Annotated in this window: 16 protein-coding genes and 1 pseudogene; 7 read left to right on the top strand and 10 right to left on the bottom strand. The window is 71.8% G+C overall.

The features are described from left to right. On the bottom strand, positions 1-570 hold a 570-nt coding region (locus tag ACFWPQ_RS50830), incomplete at its 3' end, for a hypothetical protein (RefSeq protein ID WP_384051834.1). Between the two features lie 59 nt (positions 571-629). Then, entirely contained in the window at positions 630-923 is a 294-nt protein-coding gene (locus ACFWPQ_RS50825; protein WP_384051832.1) for a hypothetical protein, read from the bottom strand. Between the two features lie 166 nt (positions 924-1,089). On the opposite strand from ACFWPQ_RS50825, the gene ACFWPQ_RS50820 reads away from it, so the two are divergent. Then, the gene (locus tag ACFWPQ_RS50820; protein ID WP_384051831.1) at positions 1,090-1,770 is read left to right on the top strand and encodes a hypothetical protein; all 681 of its coding nucleotides are present in this window, start codon (positions 1,090-1,092) and stop codon (positions 1,768-1,770) included. 89 nt (positions 1,771-1,859) lie between these two features. On the opposite strand, the gene ACFWPQ_RS50815 is transcribed toward ACFWPQ_RS50820, so the two are convergent. Beyond that, positions 1,860-2,465, bottom strand: a complete 606-nt coding sequence (locus ACFWPQ_RS50815) for a GPP34 family phosphoprotein (RefSeq protein ID WP_384051829.1) — start codon at positions 2,463-2,465, stop codon at positions 1,860-1,862. Between the two features lie 289 nt (positions 2,466-2,754). On the opposite strand from ACFWPQ_RS50815, the gene ACFWPQ_RS50810 reads away from it, so the two are divergent. Continuing rightward, the gene (locus tag ACFWPQ_RS50810; protein ID WP_384051827.1) at positions 2,755-3,609 is read left to right on the top strand and encodes a PaaX family transcriptional regulator C-terminal domain-containing protein; all 855 of its coding nucleotides are present in this window, start codon (positions 2,755-2,757) and stop codon (positions 3,607-3,609) included. A gap of 24 nt (positions 3,610-3,633) precedes the next feature. Here ACFWPQ_RS50810 and ACFWPQ_RS50805 read toward each other — a convergent pair whose 3' ends face one another. The 3 genes from ACFWPQ_RS50805 to ACFWPQ_RS50795 form a co-directional block, all read right to left on the bottom strand. Next, a complete protein-coding gene (locus tag ACFWPQ_RS50805; protein ID WP_361300906.1) occupies positions 3,634-4,047 on the bottom strand; it encodes a RidA family protein in 414 nt (137 codons plus the stop codon). A gap of 166 nt (positions 4,048-4,213) precedes the next feature. Beyond that, positions 4,214-5,701, bottom strand: a complete 1,488-nt coding sequence (locus tag ACFWPQ_RS50800) for an ATP-binding protein (RefSeq protein ID WP_384051825.1) — start codon at positions 5,699-5,701, stop codon at positions 4,214-4,216. Further along, the gene (locus ACFWPQ_RS50795; protein ID WP_384051823.1) at positions 5,698-6,420 is read right to left on the bottom strand and encodes a response regulator transcription factor; all 723 of its coding nucleotides are present in this window, start codon (positions 6,418-6,420) and stop codon (positions 5,698-5,700) included. The genes ACFWPQ_RS50800 and ACFWPQ_RS50795 overlap by 4 nt, the downstream gene beginning before the upstream one ends. Positions 6,421-6,813: 393 nt before the next feature. On the opposite strand from ACFWPQ_RS50795, the gene ACFWPQ_RS50790 reads away from it, so the two are divergent. Then, entirely contained in the window at positions 6,814-7,323 is a 510-nt protein-coding gene (locus ACFWPQ_RS50790; protein ID WP_384051821.1) for a transglycosylase SLT domain-containing protein, read from the top strand. A 34-nt stretch (positions 7,324-7,357) separates the two neighbouring features. Here ACFWPQ_RS50790 and ACFWPQ_RS50785 read toward each other — a convergent pair whose 3' ends face one another. Continuing rightward, a complete protein-coding gene (locus tag ACFWPQ_RS50785) occupies positions 7,358-8,809 on the bottom strand; it encodes a purine-cytosine permease family protein (RefSeq protein ID WP_384051819.1) in 1,452 nt (483 codons plus the stop codon). Positions 8,810-9,076: 267 nt separating this feature from the next. On the opposite strand from ACFWPQ_RS50785, the gene ACFWPQ_RS50780 reads away from it, so the two are divergent. Continuing rightward, positions 9,077-9,880 (top strand): serine hydrolase, encoded by an 804-nt coding sequence (locus ACFWPQ_RS50780; protein WP_384051817.1) that lies wholly within the window; start codon positions 9,077-9,079, stop codon positions 9,878-9,880. 114 nt (positions 9,881-9,994) lie between these two features. Continuing rightward, complete coding sequence (locus ACFWPQ_RS50775) at positions 9,995-11,173, top strand: AI-2E family transporter (protein WP_384051815.1); 1,179 nt, start codon at positions 9,995-9,997, stop codon at positions 11,171-11,173. A gap of 18 nt (positions 11,174-11,191) precedes the next feature. On the opposite strand, the gene ACFWPQ_RS50770 is transcribed toward ACFWPQ_RS50775, so the two are convergent. The 3 genes from ACFWPQ_RS50770 to ACFWPQ_RS50760 all read right to left on the bottom strand — a co-directional run bounded on the left by ACFWPQ_RS50770 (position 11,192) and on the right by ACFWPQ_RS50760 (position 14,828). Beyond that, positions 11,192-13,477 (bottom strand): nitrate- and nitrite sensing domain-containing protein, encoded by a 2,286-nt coding sequence (locus ACFWPQ_RS50770; RefSeq protein WP_384051813.1) that lies wholly within the window; start codon positions 13,475-13,477, stop codon positions 11,192-11,194. Between the two features lie 359 nt (positions 13,478-13,836). Beyond that, a complete protein-coding gene (locus ACFWPQ_RS50765; RefSeq protein WP_384051811.1) occupies positions 13,837-14,253 on the bottom strand; it encodes a nuclear transport factor 2 family protein in 417 nt (138 codons plus the stop codon). Between the two features lie 125 nt (positions 14,254-14,378). Further along, on the bottom strand, positions 14,379-14,828 hold the full coding sequence (locus ACFWPQ_RS50760) for a hypothetical protein (RefSeq protein WP_384051809.1): 450 nt from the start codon (positions 14,826-14,828) through the stop codon (positions 14,379-14,381). 163 nt (positions 14,829-14,991) lie between these two features. On the opposite strand from ACFWPQ_RS50760, the pseudogene ACFWPQ_RS50755 reads away from it, so the two are divergent. Together ACFWPQ_RS50755 and ACFWPQ_RS50750 are read left to right on the top strand one after the other, a co-directional pair. After that, positions 14,992-15,219 (top strand): annotated as a pseudogene (locus ACFWPQ_RS50755) (helix-turn-helix domain-containing protein); the annotation flags it as partial. 66 nt (positions 15,220-15,285) lie between these two features. Beyond that, positions 15,286-16,935 (top strand): FAD-dependent monooxygenase, encoded by a 1,650-nt coding sequence (locus ACFWPQ_RS50750; RefSeq protein ID WP_384051807.1) that lies wholly within the window; start codon positions 15,286-15,288, stop codon positions 16,933-16,935. Positions 16,936-16,940 lie beyond the last annotated feature (5 nt).

The raw sequence follows: 16,940 nt of genomic DNA, 5'->3' as shown, positions 1-16,940 counted from the left end.
GGTGATGGCGTCGAAGAGGTCGTACACCTCGTTCTTCAACGGCAGGTTGGGGCTGGCGAGGGTCACCACGAGGAAGTCCTCGGTGCTGCCGGGCACCGGCATCATCGTGTGCATCGTCAGCAGCTTGACGTCGATGTCCCCGGTCAGCCGGGTCACCTCGGTGCCGGTGACCCGGGCCACCGTGCCCACGTGGGGCACCTTCGCCGAGGCGATGACCCTGTCCTTCGGCGCCACGCCGGTCGCCGAGGAGACCCCGAGCCGCGCGGACAGCACGGGCAGCGTGAGCTCCTCGCCCTCGGGCGTGCTGACGGCGAAGACCATGCCGTACGCCATGAAGAGGCCCTCGGTGTACATCGTCGCCGTGCCGGCTGCCAGCAGCGCCCCGTGGCGGCGGGCCGCCCGGGTCACCTCCCGGCCCTGCCGGAACATGTCGTTGATCCGTGCCTTCTCGCGCGGGTCGTCGGTCGCGGCGAGGGCCTGGGCGCGGGTCCTGGCCAGCTCCTCGCCGCTCAGGTCCACCTGCTGCCACTGGTCCGGTATGTCCAGCAGAAAACGCTGTGCGGTGCTCATCGGTCGGCCGTCGCCTTCGGGGGGAGTGTCGGACAGGTCGGGGGATGCGCCGGGCGGGTTCACCGGCCTTTGCCGTCGTCGAGGTTCGAGACCGCGTCCTGGTCGGTCTTCTCGAAGGAGTCCAGGATGTTGCCGATGGCGTCCCGGATGCCCTGCACCTGCTTCTGGAGCTGGTGCTTGCCGTCCTCCCACCTGTCCTCGAAGTTCTGTGCGGAGCCGTGGGAGAGCTCGGGCCCGAACGCGGCATCGAAGTCGAACGTGTGGTGTCCGATGTCGATGAAGTCGTGCACGAAGCCCAGCATGTCCTGGGCCTCCTTGAGTTCACTCCCGGGGATGTTGACGTCCGACGCCACTGCGGGCCCCCGTTCCTGTGCGGTGAGGATTCGTCTCTGCGGGGAACACGAGGCCGGCGGCGCGAAACGTTCACCGGTCGCGGACGGTCCGTGCCGCCCGCCCGAGCGGTCCCGCGTGGCGCGGGGGGCATTGAACCCTCGCCGGTGCCTGTCTCGTGTAGCAGGCATGACCTCGCTCCTCACCCGGCCGCTGTCCCACGGCGGTTCGGCACGCCGTGCCGTCGTCGCCTCCGCTCTCGCCCTCTGCGCGGCGGCGGGCCTCACGGCCTGCGGCAAGACGATCACCATCGGCGACAGCTCGTCCCCGGCCACCTCGTCCACCCCGTCGCCGTCCCCCTCCGCCGCCTCCACCACCACGGCTCCGGCCCAGGGCTCGGGCAACTCGGCGCTCCAGGTCGTCGACTCCACCGCGCAGGACGCCGGCCTCAGCGGCACCGGCGGGACCGTGGTCGGAGCGGTCGTGCAGGAAGCGCCGCCCAAGTGGGTGCAACTGTCCGCGGTGACCTCGGCGCCGCTGTCCGCCGCGCACCTGATCAACATCAACCAGGCGGCGCTGTACCGCTTCGACGACGACACCGCCGACCCGTCGAAGTCGTCCTGCACCGGTGCCTGCGCGGTGAAGTGGCCGCCCGTGACCATCCAGGAGGGCGGCAACGTCTATCTGGCGGGCGTGAACCCGAAGGAGGTCGGGGCCATCCGCCGCCCGGACGGCCAGGTCCAGATCACCGTCGGCGGCTGGCCCGTCTACCGTTTCTCGGGCGACAGCAAGCCGGGCGAGCTGAACGGCCAGGGGCTCGACGGCAAGTGGTTCGCGGTCGGGCCGACCGGGGAGAAGGCGACACAGTAACGGGCGGAACGGTGCTGCCGCGGGGGCGGGACGGCAGCCCGACAGCGATCACGAGCGATCGAGGTGGCGCCGCACGGCAGCGGCGGCCGTCACAGGCCGCGCCAGACGTTGTCGAACGCCGCGTCCTCGATCTCCCTCCGCTGGCGTACGGCGGCCAGTTCCGTCACTGCGTCGTCCACGGCGGCCACCACCGTCACGATCGCGTCGGAGACCGCACTCGCGAGGTCCTTGGCCGCCTCGTCCCGGATCCCCACCGCGGCCGAGAGGGCGGCGAGCACCGGTTCGCCCGACGTCCAGCGCTCGTGCGCCCGCGCGCGCTCGGGCGAGTCGGCGGCCTCCGTCCGCCCGGTCGGCAGTGACAGCCAGCGCCGCCGCTGCTGGGCGACGATCCCGTCCGCCTCCAGGGCCTCCAGATAGGCGACGCCCAGGCCGCGCCCCCGCCGCCACAGCCAGTCCTCCACCGACTCGTACGGCGTCTCCCGCCGCAGCGCCGCCACCGCCTCGTCGAGGAGCCGGTCACCCGCCGCGCCCGCCGGTGCGGGCACGATGAGCTCGCCGTCGAGCGTGACCGCCCCGGCGTCGATGAGATCGACCAGTTCGGCTCCCGCGAGCGCCAGCGAGAGGTCACCCTGCTCGACGGGCCGCGCGGCGGCGTCGTACACGGTGACGAGGAACAGGTCCCGGGGTGTGGTCATGACGGACTCCCCAACAGAGACGGCGAAGGCACCAGAGGTATCTGAAGAACTAGAGGTATCAGAGGTATCGAGAGGTGTCAGGGACAACGACGGCGCCGACGCGTTCGATGCCCGGTCGGACGCCGCCGCCCGTGCCGTACCGCCACCATGTGCCGTCGGCGGGCGACCCGCGGTACGACATGAGCGCGCCGGGCCCGGAGCACCGGTCCGCACCGCCGATGCGGCCCCCGCACGCGCGATAGGCTGCTGCGCGATCAGCAGGATGACATCGGCCGGAGGTGGGTGGACCATGACAGCGCACGTCGAGCCGTCGACCGCCGTCGCCGCGGGCGGCCGGGACAGCCGGCTGGGCCCGCTGATCATCACCCTGTTCGCGCTGTACGCGCGCCGCGAGCACAACTGGCTCTCCGTCGCCTCGGTGATACGCCTCATGGCCGACCTCGGTGTGGAGGGGCAGGCCGTGCGGTCGGCGGTCTCCCGGCTGAAGCGGCGCGGGGTGCTGCGCGGTGAGCGCCATGAGGGTGCCGCCGGGTACGCCGTCTCCGAGGGCACCCTGGAGGTGCTGGAGGACGGCGACGTGCGCATCTTCGAACGGCACCGGGCCGAGGCCGGTGACGGCTGGCTCGTCGTCGTGTTCTCCGTGCCCGAGTCCGAACGCGACAAGCGCCACGCGTTGCGCACCGCCCTGACCCGCCTGGGCTTCGGCACCGCGGCCCCCGGCGTGTGGGTGGCGCCCGGCATCCTGGCCGACGAGACCCGCCGCACCCTGCAACGCCTCGGGCTGACGCCGTACGTGGACATCTTCACCGGCGACCACTTCGCCTTCGGCGACCTGTCGGCGAAGGTCCGCGAATGGTGGGACCTCGACGAGCTGACCACGCTCTACGGGGACTTCCTGGAACGGTACCGGCCGGTGAGCGAGCGCGCGGCGGCGGGCGCGATCCCGGCCCGGGAGGCGTTCGGGATCTATCTGCCGATGCTCACCGAGTGGCGCCGGCTCCCGTACCGCGACCCCGGGCTGCCGCTGTCCCTGCTGCCGCCGGGCTGGATGGGGGAGACCGCCGGCCTGCTCTTCGAGGAACTCGACAGGACCCTCCGGGAACCCGCCCGCGCACACGCCCTGGCGGTCATACACACCCGTTAGGGCGCCCGGCACTCTGCCCAGGGCCTACGGCCTGATCAGCCGCTCCTCCGGGATCACGGCCACGCCGAGGATCTCGATCAGCGCCTCCGGCTGCCAGAGCGCGGTGCAGCCGATGCCCGCCATCGCGGGGTAGACCGGCCCGGCCAGCTCCCGCCACACGCTGCCGATCTCCTTGCCGTGGGCCTGGTAGTCGGGGATGTCGGTGAGGTAGAGCGTCACGCTCACCAGGTCCGCCGGCTCGCCTCCGGCCGCCCGCAGGGTGGTCAGCACGTTGCCGAACGCCTGGCGGAACTGTTCGACGATGCCCCCTGGAACGATCTTCATGTCGGCGTCGAGTGCGGTCTGGCCGCCCAGGTGGAGCGTGTTCCCGGCAAGGGTTCCGTGCGAGTAGCCGCTCGGGGCGGGCAGGGCGGGCGGGTTCACGGCGACGGGAGTCATCGGGCCTCCGGTTCGGTGGTGTCCGGCTCTGGCCGCACGGCCGGGTGTATAGACAATAAATGACGACCGTGAAAAATACGAGATATCGTGCTCGGTTCATCTGCGGTGGGGAAGCCCGCGGGGGAGGGGCCGCCGGTGCTGCGGTACGTCGGGCGGCGCCGGCGGATCAGTTCCTTGTCCTGGTGGTCGCCGGCATCTCGGCGAGCGGCAGCGTGACGGTGAACCGGGTGTCGCCGGGCGCGCTGTCCACCTCGACCCGGCCGCCGTGGGCCTGGGTGATCGCCGCCGCGATGGCCAGCCCGAGTCCCGCCCCGCCCGCGGTGCCGGGGGTGCGGGAGCGGGAGGCGTCACCCCGGGTGAAGCGGTCGAAGACCGTCGGCAGGAGGCCGGCCGGGATGCCCGGGCCGTCGTCGTGCACACGGATCGCGCAGTGCCCGTCCGCCGCTTCCACCGCGACGGTGATCCGCGTCCCGGCGGGGGTGTGCACCCGGGCGTTGGTCAGCAGGTTGGCCGCCACCTGGTGCAGCCGGGAGGGGTCGCCGAGCACCGTGGCGGGCGCGTCCAGGCACAGCACCAGCTGCCAGTGGTGGCCGGGCCCCGCCGCCCGGGCGTCCCACACCGCGTCCCCCACCAGGGTCGCGAGGTTCACCTCGACGGCCTCCAGCGGTCTGCCCTCCTCCAGTCGGGCGAGCAGCAGGAGGTCCTCCACCAGTCCCGTCATCCGCGCCGACTGGTCGGAGACCCGGCGCCAGGCCAGCGCCGGCTCGATCTTCAGGGTGTCCCCGTCCATCAGCATCAGCTCGGCGTACCCGGCGATCGAGGCGAGCGGGGTGCGCAGCTCGTGGCTCGCGTCGGCGAGGAAGCGCCGCATGTGTTCCTCGGCACGCTGGCGTTCGGACAGGGACCACTCGACGTGGTCGATCAGCCGGTTCAGGGCCACGCCGACCTGGCCGGCCTCGGTGCCCGGATCGGTGTCCGGTGCCGGTACCCGGGTGAGCCCGCTGACCTCGCCCCGGTCGAGCGGCGCGTGCGAGACCTCGACGGCGGTGGCGGCGACCCGCCGCAGCGGCCGCAGCTGACGCCGGATCGCCACGGCCGACACCGAACCCGCCAGCACCAGCCCGACCCCGGCGATGCAGGCCTCGATCACGACCAGGGAGTCGATCATGTGCTGGACGCCGCTCACCGGCAGCCCGGCCAGCATCGCGGTGCCGCCCTCGCTGACGGCCGTCAGCCGGTAGGCGCCCAGCCCGGGAATCGTCCGGGTGTGCAGGGTCCCGTCGGCCGGGATGCCGTCGAGGGCGGCGCACTGGGCCTCGGTCAGGGAGCGCGGGCCGTCGTCGGTCACCACCTCGGCCGTGGTGATCCCGTCGTCGCCCATGAGGGCGGCGAGGGTGCCGGTGTGCTGGCCGCGTTCGTTGAGGAAGCCGAGGCTCGCCCCGGGCGGTGCGTGTTCCCGGCCGCCCTGGCTGTGCTGGGCGGCGTCGGTGACCCGCTGGTCCAGGTCCCTGATCAGGTAGTAGCGCTGGACCAGCACGGTCGCCAGGGCCATCGCCGTGCAGACGGCGGCCAGGGTGAAGGAGTGGACGAGGACCATCCGGACCCGCAGCGAACGCCCGCGGAGCCGGCTCAGGACCCGCCCGGCGACCGTCATGCCTCGTCGTCCGCCGGTCTGATGACGTACCCGGCGCCGCGCACGGTGTGGATCATCGGCCGGCGCTCCTTGTCGATCTTCGCGCGCAGGCCGTAGACGTACACCTCCACCAGGTTTCCGCCGTCGAACGAGCTGTTCCACACGTGGTCGAGGATCTCCGTCTTGCTGAGCACCTGGCGGGGGTGGTCCATCAGGAACCGCAGCAGGTCGAACTCCTTCGCGGTGAGCGAGATCGGCACGCCGCCCCGGCGCACCTCGCGGGTCCGCTCGCCCAGCACCAGGTCGCCGAGCATCCGCACCCCGTCCTCCGCGGTGTCCCCGCCGGCCCCGGAGCGGCGCAGCAGCCCGCGCAGCCGGAGCATCACCTCCTCCAGGGAGAAGGGCTTGGTCACATAGTCGTCGGCGCCGGTGGCGAGCCCGTCGAGCCGGTGCTCCACCGCGTCCCGGGCGGTCAGCATCAGCACGGGCACCCTGGCGTTCTCGTACCGCAGCCGGCGCAGCACCTGGATTCCGTCCAGGTCGGGCAGCATGCCGTCCAGCACGACGGCGTGCGGTTCGCAGGCGCGGGCGGCGCGCAGCGCGTCGTACCCGTTCCGCGCCACGAACGGCTGCCAGCCCGCCGCGCCGACGGCGACCGAGAGCAGTTCGGTCAGCTCGGGCTCGTCGTCGACGATCAGCACCCGGATCGCCCCCGGCGCCGGTGTGGAGGTGTCAGGCATGGGCGGATGCTCTCGCGGGGGCCTGTACGAGAGCTGTGGAGCGAGTCCGGACCCTCCCGCGGACCCCGGAAAAGGGCCTGAACGCGTGACGCCCCCCATAGGAGCCACATCACATCCTATCCGGGATCGTAGGCACGGAACGCCTTGAACTGGACGCAAGGCGCCTATTAATGGGCATTTCGGGCATTCAATCCGAAGTCGGGTAGTACGTCACATGATTGCCACCCGCTCCGGCTGCCGCTAACCATTGCTGTCGTCGCCGGGAGACGGGCGACGGGCCGAGCGGAAACCCGCCGGACCCGCCCACTCCCGCCGGTAGTACGGGCTCCGCCCACCGCCGCCGCACCCCGCGGCCGGCGCCGACGCCGTCCCAGACCGGAGAGTTGCATTCGCATGACCATGACCACTCGCACCCGCATTGCCCGCCTGCGCACCCTCGGCCTCACCGGCCTCGCCACCACCGGTGCCGCGGCCGCCGCCCTCACCCTGATGCCGGCGAACGCACAGGCCGCCGAACTGACGCAGGTGCACACCTCCACCGCGGTCACGGCCTCCTCCGGTGACAGCAGCCGTACCGGCTCCGGCAACAACCTCGACGGCTGGATCAAGCAGTCGCTGCAGATCATGAAGTCCAAGGGCATCCCCGGCAGCTACGAGGGCCTCAAGCGCAACATCATGCGCGAGTCCGGCGGTAACCCGAGTGCCCAGAACAACTGGGACGTCAACGCGCAGAAGGGCACCCCCTCCAAGGGCCTGCTCCAGGTCATCGACCCCACCTTCAACGCGTACCACGTGGCCGGCACCGCCCACAGCGTCACCGACCCGGTCGCCAACATCACCGCGGCCGCCAACTACGCCGCCCACCGGTACGGCTCCATCGACAACGTCAACTCCGCGTACTGACGTCGACGGCACCTCGTCGGACCGGAGCCGGGTCCTACGGCTCGCGGTGTTCGTGCGCGGCCTGCTCCAGGGCCGCGGCCTCCGCCTCGGCGACGCGGGTCTCCGCCTCGACGTCGATCGAGCGGGTCAGCAGCCAGTACAGCAGCGCCGACACCGGCAGGCCGATGAACAGCGAGATGTCCGCCCCGTCCAGCGCCTTGGCGGCGGGGCCGACGAAGAGCGTGCCGACCGAGAAGAACGGGATCATGACCGCGAACCCGACCAGGTACGAGACGATCCCCTGCCAGCCCCAGCGGCCGTAGATGCCGTTCGGCTTGAAGATCTCGGCGATCGCGTAGTGACCCCGGCGCACCACGTAGTAGTCCATCAGGTTCACGGACGTCCACGGGATGAACAGATACAGCACCAGCAGCAGGAAGTTGTTGAAGTTCGTCAGGAAGTTCGTGGTCGCCGCCAGTGCGCCGATCAGCGAGAGCGCCGCGGTCACCAGAAGGGTGACCAGGCGCACGGCCAGGGTCGGCCGCACCCGCTTGAACGAGTCGATGGCGCTGATCAGGGTCAGTGAGCCGCCGTACATGTTCAGCGCGGTCACGGAGATCAGGCCCAGTGCGGAGAACAGCAGGACGATCGCGCCGAAGCCGTCGAAGACCTTGTCGCCGGCGGCGTTGATCGACGGGATCGTGTCGAAGCTGTCGCCCGCCCAGGCGGCCAGCAGCGTTCCGAGCACCATCAGCCAGATGCCGCCGAGCGCCGAACCGAAGTAGGTCCAGTAGAACGTCTTGCGGACGGTGACGTCCGGCGGCAGGTACCGCGAGTAGTCCGAGACGTAGATGGCCCAGCTGATCTGGTAACCGGCGACCACGCCGAACTGCGCCAGGAACGGGGTCACCTTGAAGGCGCCGAGGTCGAAGGAGCCCGCCGGATAGTGCAGGGTGACCAGGACGCCGACGGTGAAGATCCCGAAGATGACCAGGAACGTGTAGGTCAGGAACCGCTCGGCCTTGTGGATGATGTCGTAGCCCACCAGTGCCACGACCAGCGCGACCACGGTGACCACGACCACCCAGAGCTTCACGCCGCCGTGGATCGTGGTGTCGAGGGCTTCAGCGCCCAGGACGGTGTTGAACACGTTGAAGCCCGCGTACTGCACGTACGCGAAGAGCCACACCAGCAGCGCCCCGACATAGCCGAACTGCGGGCGGGACTGGATCATCTGCGGCAGTCCCAGCTGCGGCCCCTGCGCCGAGTGGAACGCCATGAAGAACGTGCCGATCAGGGTGCCGGCGACGATCGCCAGCAGCGACCAGATCAGGTTGCCGCCCTCCGTGATGCTGATCAGCCCGACGGCCAGGGTGGCGATCTGCGCGTTGGACATGAACCACAGCGGACCCAGATGCCACAGCTTGCCGTGCCGCTCGTCCAGCGGCACGTAGTCGATGGACCGGACCTCCAGACCGCTCACCCGCGGTTCCGCCGATGTGCTCATGGCACCTCCCAGGGGCCGGTCCGTCACTCTGACCACATTCTTCCCCCGGACCGACGCGGATGAGGCATGCGGAATTCGGGTTCCGTACACCGGAAGCTTCGGCTCGTGGACGGTTCTGGCGGACGGCTCTGTTGGACTGCTCACAAATGCCCCTGAACCGCTCCCGACGTGGCGCCGGTCATGTCGCGAGCCGGGCATTTTGTCTACGTTCGCAGTTCCGTGTCCCTCCCATCCGTCCCTCCCATCCGAACTGCGAAGGCTCCCGCCATGCACAAGCGAACCCTGTCCCTCGTGGCCGCGGCGGTGGCCCTGCTCCTCGGAGCCGCGCCGGCGGCCATGGCCGCCGGCACCGGTTCCGGCCCCGTCGACTTCCGCACGGCCGTGGCGGCCCAGGGCGAGGCGCGGGTGACCGCAGCCGTGCTCGACCTCGACGGCACGGACCGGGAACCCGCCGTCTACGGCGACGACACGCCGTACGACACGGCGAGCATCGTCAAGGTCGACATCCTCGCCGCCATGCTTCTCCACGCGCGCGACCACCGGCGCGACCTCACCGCACGGGAGAGCGCCGAGGCGGAGGTGATGATCCGCGACAGCGACAACACCGCGGCCAGCGCCCTGTGGCGGGCCATCGGCGAGGCCCCCGGCCTGGAGTCGGCGAACAAGCGGCTCGGCCTGACCTCGACCCAGGGCGGCCCCGGCGGCCGCTGGGGGCTCACCCGGACCACCGCGGCCGATCAGATACGACTGCTGCGCGCGGTCTTCGGCGCCGGCCCCACCCCTCTCGACGCGGCGTCCCGAAGCCGTATCGACACGTTGATGACCGAGATCGCCGCCGACCAGTCCTGGGGCGTCTCGGCCGCCGCCGACTCCGGATGGGCGCTGAAGAACGGCTGGCTCATGCGCACCACGACCGGCCTGTGGGACATCAACAGCATCGGCCGCATCACCACCGGCGGGCACCACTACCTCGTCGCGGTCCTCTCCAACGGCAACACGTCCATGGCCGACGGCGTGAACCTGGTGGAACGCGCCGTCCGCACCGCCGTCTCCGACACGGCGACCCACTGACCCCGTTGGCCCACTGACCCCCTTGGCCCACTGCACCCCGCCCGTCGCCCGAAATGCCCCTAACGTGCATGGAAGGCGACGAAGGCGCGACGGGGGCCGGCAACGGGAGGCAGGGTGGCGGGTGCGGGCGGGCCGGCGGCCGGGCGGGGCCCCGCGCGCCGTCCACGGGGCGCGGCACCGGACAGCCGGACCGGGCGCGCGATCCGGTTCCCGCGGCGACCCCGCGACCCGCGCGCGACCGCCACCGCCGGCGCGGTCGTCGTCCCCGCCCTCCGGATCGCCGCCGCCTACGCCTGGCGGCTCGTCGTGGTCGGCATCGTCGTCTACGGCGTCTTCGTCATCCTCGGCCGCTTCCAGCTGATCGCCGTCGCCGTGTTCCTGGCCCTGGTCATCACCTCGGTGCTGCGCCCGCTCGCCGACCTGCTGGCCCGGTGGCTGCCCAGACCGCTGTCCGTGGCGGTCAGCCTGGTCGGCAGCATCTGCCTCTTCTTCGGCCTGCTGGCTCTCGTCGGCAACGCGGTGGCGCAGGAGTCGGCGACCCTGGCCGACGAGTTCCGCGGCGGCATCCACCGCATCGAGGTCTGGCTGCAGCGCCCGCCCTTCCGGCTCGGGCCGGGCGCCCTGTCACGTCTCCAGCAGCAGATCATCGACTACATCCAGGCCCACCGCTCCAACCTGGCGAGCAGGGCGCTCAGTGGCTTCGGCACCCTCGTCGAACTGATCACCGGGGGCGCACTCGCACTCTTCACCTCGGTCTTCTTCATCCACTCCGGCGAACGGCTGTGGGCCTGGACGAGCCGCGAACTGCTGCCCGCCGGCGCCCGGAGCGCCTGGGACCGGGCGGGGCACGCGGCCTGGCGGACGTTCGCCGGATACACCCGCGGCATCATCATCGTGGCCGCCGCCAACGCCGTCCTCGTCGGCATCGCCCTGGTCGTGCTCCAGGTGCCGCTCGCGCTGCCGCTCACCCTGCTGGAGTTCTTCGCCGCGTTCGTGCCGCTGGTGGGCTCGCCGGTCGCGCTGAGCGTGGCCACGGTGGTGGCGCTGGCCGGCCGCGGTCCGCTCACGGCCGCCGCCGTCCTCGTGCTCATCGTCGTCATCGGCCAGCTGGAGGGGCATGTACTGCATCCGCTGGTGATGAGCTGGGCGGTGCGGCTGCACCCCCTCGTCGTCGCCGTGTCCGTCATCGCCGGCAGCATCGTCGCGGGGGTGATCGGCGCCGTCGTCGCCGTGCCGTTCATCTCCGTCATCTGGGCGGTGGTACGGGCCCTGCGCCCGGTGCCACCGCCCTGACCCGCTGGGGCCGGCGGCTCAGCCGTCCTTGGCGGGGCGCCGGCCGCGCTTCGACGCGCGACGGGATCGTCCGGACGACGCCGACGACGCCGACGACGCCGACGACGCCGACGGCGCGGGTGGGCCGGCCTGAGCCGGGACGTCCGGCGCGGCGGGACCACGCGAGGCGGCGTGACCACCGGCGGCCGGAGCGCCGGCCGCGGCGGGACCACCGGACGGTGCGGCGAAGCCGGACGGCGCGGCAAAGCCGGGTGCCGGGTTGCCGTCGTCCCACGCCTCGTGCGCGCCGAACGGGTCGGCGGGTCCCGCCGCCAGCAGGGCGCCCAGCCCGGGCGTGGCGCGCGCCTTGAAGGCCGCCAGCGCCAGCGTGTCGTCGTCGGACTCGGTGTCACTGCGCCAGGTGACGGTGCCCGGGAGCATGACCAGGGAGGTCGTGCCGGACTCCCCGGCGGCCGGCCGCAGCTGGACGCGGATACCGTGCCGGTCGGCGAGCCGGCCCACCACGAACAGCCCCATGTACTGGTAGACGTCGGCGTCGGCGGTCGGCGGGTTCGCCAGTTTGTGGTTGATCAGCGCGAAGTCCTCGGGCACCAGACCGATGCCCTTGTCGTGGATCTCGACCATGATCCGGGTGTCCGGCAGCCGGGTCGCCGTGACCCGGACCGTCGAGCGCGGCGAGGAGAACGAGGTGGCGTTCTCCAGCAGCTCGGCGAGCAGATGCACCAGGTCGGTGACGGCACGGCCGTGGATCTCGGCCTCCGGGATGCCGGCCAGCTCGATCCGCTCGTACTGCTCCACCTCGGAGGCCGCCGCCCGGATGACATCGACCAGCGGGAGCGGATGGTCCCACTGCTGGGTGGGGCGCTCGCCGCCGAGCACCAGCAGGTTCTCGCCGTTGCGGCGCACCCGCGTGGCCAGGTGGTCCAGCTTGAACAGGTTCGCCAGCTGCTCCGGGTCGGCCTCGCGCTCCTCCAGGTCGGTGATCAGGGCGAGCTGTCGCTCGATCAGCGACTGGTTGCGCCGGGACAGGTTGGTGAAGATCGTGTTGATGTTGCCGCGCAGCAGGGCCTGTTCGGCAGCCAGCCGGACCGCCTCCCGGTGCACGTGGTCGAAGGCACGGGCGACCTCGCCGATCTCGTCGGTGGTGGTGATCGGGATCGGCGTGACCCTGGTGTCGACCTGGCCGGGCACGGCCAGCGACAACTGGGTGATCACCGCGGGCAGCCGCTGCTCGGCGATCTCCATCGCCGAGGCACTGAGCCTGCGCATGCCCCGGCTCATCGAGCGGGCCACCCACGCCGCGAGCAGGACGGCCACGAGTACGGCCCCGAGCGCCAGGGAACCGTTGACGATCGCGGCCATCCTGGCGTCGGCGGCGATGCTCCGGGCGTTGGCGAGGGCCGTGTCGGTGAGACGGACCTCGATACCGCGGTAGGCGTCGAAGGCGAGCGCGGACGCCGCGAAGAACGACTCCGGCGTGATGCCCTCGGCGGCCAGCTGGTCGGTCGGCGTCCCGGCGGCGATCTCGGTGATCATCTTCGTCAGCGCAGGCGGCTTCACGAAGGTCTGTCCGGCCGCCTCGGCCTCCTCGGCGGCCTTGGCCGTCTGCTGCGCGCCCTTCTTCTGCGCGTCCGCCAGCGCCGTCCGCAGCCGGGTCATGTCCCCGGCGGTACCGGCGCCCGCGTACTCCTGCAGGCCCACCTGCTCCAGGTAGACGTAGGAGCTGAACGAGCCCAGCTGGGTCTGCAGTTCGCCCTCGGCGAGCGCGTCGCGGTCCTCGACCAGCAGGTGCGTGCCGATGGCGCGCACCAGGGACTCGGCCGCCTGGGTCAGCGAGATGGCATAGAGGGTGCGCCCGAAGCTCGCCTGGTTGTTGCTGCCGAAGCCCAGTTCGTTCGAGATCTCCATGAGCGGGTGCTGGACGGCGTGGTAGCTCTCCTCCGTCTGCACCCCGGACACCTTGGCCGTGAACGCGTTGGCCCGCACCGCGGTGAGTTGCTTCTCGCCCGCCCGCACCAGCTCGATGCGCCGGGTGAGGCCCGCGGTCTTCGGCGCCCGGGCCACCGCCGTGTCGAACGCCTTCGCGTCGGCGTCGGTGACCTTGCGGGCCGCCACCACGGCGGGCGCGTCCCGCTTGCCCTGCAGGAGCGGGATGACCGACACGTCGCGCTCGTTGATGGCGTCACTGGCGTAGGCGTTCGCCGCCTGCACCAACTCCGCCACGCGCACCGCGTCGTTGGCGTCCTGCAGAGTGTCGATCGAGTTCTTCACCCGGACGCCGCCGAGGCCGAGGGCGACGAGCACGGGGATGAGCAGAATGGCCTGGAGGCGTCTCGCGACGCGCCAATTGCTTGTCAGAGGTCTGGACTTGGACAAGATCGTCCCTTTTCACAACAGGGATGGTGCGCAGGGCTGTGCGCAGCCCGACGTTCAGTTGCCAAGTTCTAACACCCAGCGATCGGAATCGACCGGCGTTTGAGTGAAGCGGTTTCTCCGAAATGGTACAAAGCTCAATCAAAACCATCGGTGGTCAATGCACGGGTGTCGGCGGAGGTGGCCTGTTCCCCCTTGGCCTGTTCGGTGGGGCGAACGGACGGGGTCCCGGTCCCCCCTCGGGCGCACACGCGATGGCAGGCGGCGGCGCAGACAGCGGTTTCTGTGCTTCAGGCCGATCGGTCGGCCTGGCCGGTCTGCGGGTTGGTGAACATGGGATGGCCCGACACGGTGTCCTGCGCGGCCACTTCGTTCTGCAGGACGTCCCAGTGCTCCACCACCAGACCGTCCTCGAAACGGAAGATGTCGACGCCGAGGAGGGGCTTGTCGGGGCCGCCGGAGTACCGGCCGTGGACCATGACCAGGTCACCCTCGGCGATGATCGCCCCCGGCTCGTAACGGGTGTCGTCGGGCAGTCCCGCGATGAATCCGCGCAGTCCGGCCTTCGCGGGCGGGATGAACGGGTTGTGCTGGATGTAGTCCGGGTGCACGTACCGGTCCAGCGAGGCGAAGTCCTTGGAGCTGAACGCGGTCGTCAGGAATTCGACGACGACGGCCTTGTTCCGCTCGGTCCGGCTCTCGTTCATGGCGATCACTCCGTTGGGCTTTCCGGCCGGTCGGTGCCCTTCCACGCTATGACGGGACGGGCAGGTCAGCGATCGTCGGGCCCTGCGGGAGCGGACGGCGGCGACTGCTCCGCCCGGTCCGGGACTCAGTCCCGGTCCGCGACGCGGCGCAGCAGCGCCAGGATCTCGGCGTCGAAGCTCTGGGCGACCGCCGTGGCGGCCTCGTCCTGGTGAACGGCTATCGCGCCGGCGACGGAGTCGTAGCTCAGCCGTGTTCCGCCGTCGGTGATCTGCTGCACGAGGATCGACACGGGACAGTACAGGCCGACGTCCGGCAGGGTCCGGGCCAGTTCCGCGGTCGTCGAAGGCCTGTCGAGGACCAGCCGGACCAGGCGGCTCACCCCGGGGGCGAGCGCGGCGGCCCGGTCCGGACCGGCCTCTCCGCATCGGGCCATGGCCAGCCGGTCGGCCTGCCTGCCGGCCGACGCCCGGGCGTCGATCTCCGCGCGGATGTCCTGGACGACATCCGTGAAGTGCCGTCGTGTACTGATGATGTGCCGCTCAAGGGCGGTGCGAAGGACATATTCAATGGCCAAGGCTCCAGGGCACCTTTCCTCGAAGGGCCGACGGCGCCGGTCATCGGTCCACCCAGACCGTACGACTCGACCTCCCGGGTGTCTTCACCCAAACAGGTGAGGCGGGCCGCACCCGCCCGCCGCACCCGTCTGCCCGCGCGTGGCCCGCGCCGTCACTCCGGTGGCGCGGCAGCGCCGGGCGATGGGGCCGGTCCGGCACACCGAACTGCTTGACCCCGTACGCGAGGGACCCGCCGGACGCCCGCTGAGCCCCATGGAGCACGCGGAACGCACCGCGAACCTGGAGACCCTGCGCCGCCACGGCGGGAACAAGGCCCGGACGGCGGCCGCCCTGGGCATCGGCCGCGCCACGCGCTACCGCAGGCCGCGCACCAACGGCAGCCACGCGTAGCCGCCCGGCCGCGCCGGGTGCCCGTGGCGGCGGCTCGGCTCGCCGCCCGCCCACCGCGGGGCGACCATGGAGGGACGCAACCGGTCCGGGGCTACCTGCTGGGAGACGCCCGTGACGCACACAACCGACGTCCTGATCGTGGGCGCCGGCCCGGTCGGGCTGAGCGCCGCCGCAGAACTCCGCCGGCACGGTGCCGACTGCCGTCTCGTCGACCGGCTCCCGGCCCGGCTGCCGTACGCCAAGGCCGTCGGCATCCAGCCGCGCACCATCGAGCTCTGGGACCGGATGGGCCTGGCCCGCACTGTCGTCGAGCACGCCGTGCCCGTACGCGGGCAGCTGATCTACGTCAACGGCGAGGAGGCCGGCCGGGTCGAGCTGAGACTGCCGCCCGAGGTGCCGTACGGCTTCGCCGCGCTGCCGCAGTACGAGATCGAGCGGATCGTCGAGGAGTACGTGAACGGGCTCGGCACGGTCGTCGAGCGCGGCACCGCACTGCTCTCCTTCGCCCAGGACCCGGACGGGGTCACGGTCCGGCTGCGCACCGCCTCCGGCGCGGAGGAGGAACTGCGCGTCCGCTACCTGGTCGGCTGCGACGGGGCGCACAGCACCGTCCGCAAGGGCCTCGGCCTCGACTTCGCGGGCGGGGCCTTCACCGAGGAGTACATGCTCGGCGACGTGGTGGCCGACTGGGACCTGCCCGCCGGGTACGGCATCAGGTCCGAGCACCGCGGGGCCGACGGCGCCACCGACGACCTGCTGGTCTGCATCCCGCTGCCCGGGCCGGGCCGCTACCGCATGTCCATGCTGGTCCCGCCGGAACTCTCCGCCGAGGACACCGACGACGCCGTCGGCACCGACGGAGCGGCCCACGGCCTCCAGGGCGGCCGGCGGCTCCCCGAGCTGCCCGACCTCCAGGCCGTCGTCGACCGCCTCGCGCCCCGGCCCGGGACGCTCTCCCAGCTGCGCTGGTCCTCCGTCTTCCGGATCAGCCACCGCATCGTCGACCGGTACGGCGAAGGACGTGTCTTCGTCGCGGGCGACGCCGCGCACATCCATCCGCCCACCGGCGCCCAGGGCATGAACACCGGCATCCAGGACGCCTGCAACCTCGCCTGGAAACTCGCCCTCGTCCTGCGCGGCGAGGCCGGCCCGGCCCTGCTCGCCAGCTACGACGCCGAGCGCCGCCCGGTCGGCGAGGAGGTCGTCGGCCGCACCGTGCGCCACGCCGTGCACGGCATGGGCGCCGACCCCGACGACCCGCGGACCGTCATACTCCGCGAGGCGCAGCTCCTCGTCGGCTACCGGGACGGCCCCCTCGCCACCGCCCCCTACGGCCCCCCGGACGTCCCGCAACCCGGCGACCGCGCCCCCGACTGCAGCGGTCTGACCACACCACTGGCCGCCTACCCGCTGCGCCTGCTCGACATCCTGCGGGGCCGCCCGGACCACGTCGTGCTGCTCTACGCGGCGGACCCCACCGACGTGATCAAAGCCGTCCTCGCCCCGGGCTGGGACGTCCTGGCCATCCGCACGGAGGACGGCACCCACGTGCCCCTCGTCCCCGAATACCTGGACACGGCGGGTGAGTTCGCCCGCCGCTACCGTCCCGCCGGCCCGACCGGCTTCGTCGTCCGCCCGGACGGCCACCTCGGCGCCCGCTTCCCCCTGACCGGGACCGAGACCGCGCTCGCCGAGTACCGCGAGGCACTCGGCTGAGGACC

The organism is Streptomyces sp. NPDC058464, from assembly GCF_042721035.1.
Taxonomy (GTDB): Bacteria; Actinomycetota; Actinomycetes; order Streptomycetales; family Streptomycetaceae; genus Streptomyces.
The sequence above is the reverse complement of the archived record's forward strand: the minus strand, read 5'-3'. Positions and strand labels throughout refer to the sequence as shown.

Coding starts and splice junctions, on each gene's coding strand:
- ACFWPQ_RS50820 (WP_384051831.1), top strand. CDS start 1,090: ATGACCTCGCTCCTCACCCGGCCGCTGTCCCACGGCGGTTCGGCACGC.
- ACFWPQ_RS50815 (WP_384051829.1), bottom strand. CDS start 2,465: ATGACCACACCCCGGGACCTGTTCCTCGTCACCGTGTACGACGCCGCC.
- ACFWPQ_RS50810 (WP_384051827.1), top strand. CDS start 2,755: ATGACAGCGCACGTCGAGCCGTCGACCGCCGTCGCCGCGGGCGGCCGG.
- ACFWPQ_RS50805 (WP_361300906.1), bottom strand. CDS start 4,047: ATGACTCCCGTCGCCGTGAACCCGCCCGCCCTGCCCGCCCCGAGCGGC.
- ACFWPQ_RS50800 (WP_384051825.1), bottom strand. CDS start 5,701: ATGACGGTCGCCGGGCGGGTCCTGAGCCGGCTCCGCGGGCGTTCGCTG.
- ACFWPQ_RS50795 (WP_384051823.1), bottom strand. CDS start 6,420: ATGCCTGACACCTCCACACCGGCGCCGGGGGCGATCCGGGTGCTGATC.
- ACFWPQ_RS50790 (WP_384051821.1), top strand. CDS start 6,814: ATGACCATGACCACTCGCACCCGCATTGCCCGCCTGCGCACCCTCGGC.
- ACFWPQ_RS50785 (WP_384051819.1), bottom strand. CDS start 8,809: ATGAGCACATCGGCGGAACCGCGGGTGAGCGGTCTGGAGGTCCGGTCC.
- ACFWPQ_RS50780 (WP_384051817.1), top strand. CDS start 9,077: ATGCACAAGCGAACCCTGTCCCTCGTGGCCGCGGCGGTGGCCCTGCTC.
- ACFWPQ_RS50765 (WP_384051811.1), bottom strand. CDS start 14,253: ATGAACGAGAGCCGGACCGAGCGGAACAAGGCCGTCGTCGTCGAATTC.
- ACFWPQ_RS50750 (WP_384051807.1), top strand. CDS start 15,286: ATGGAGGGACGCAACCGGTCCGGGGCTACCTGCTGGGAGACGCCCGTG.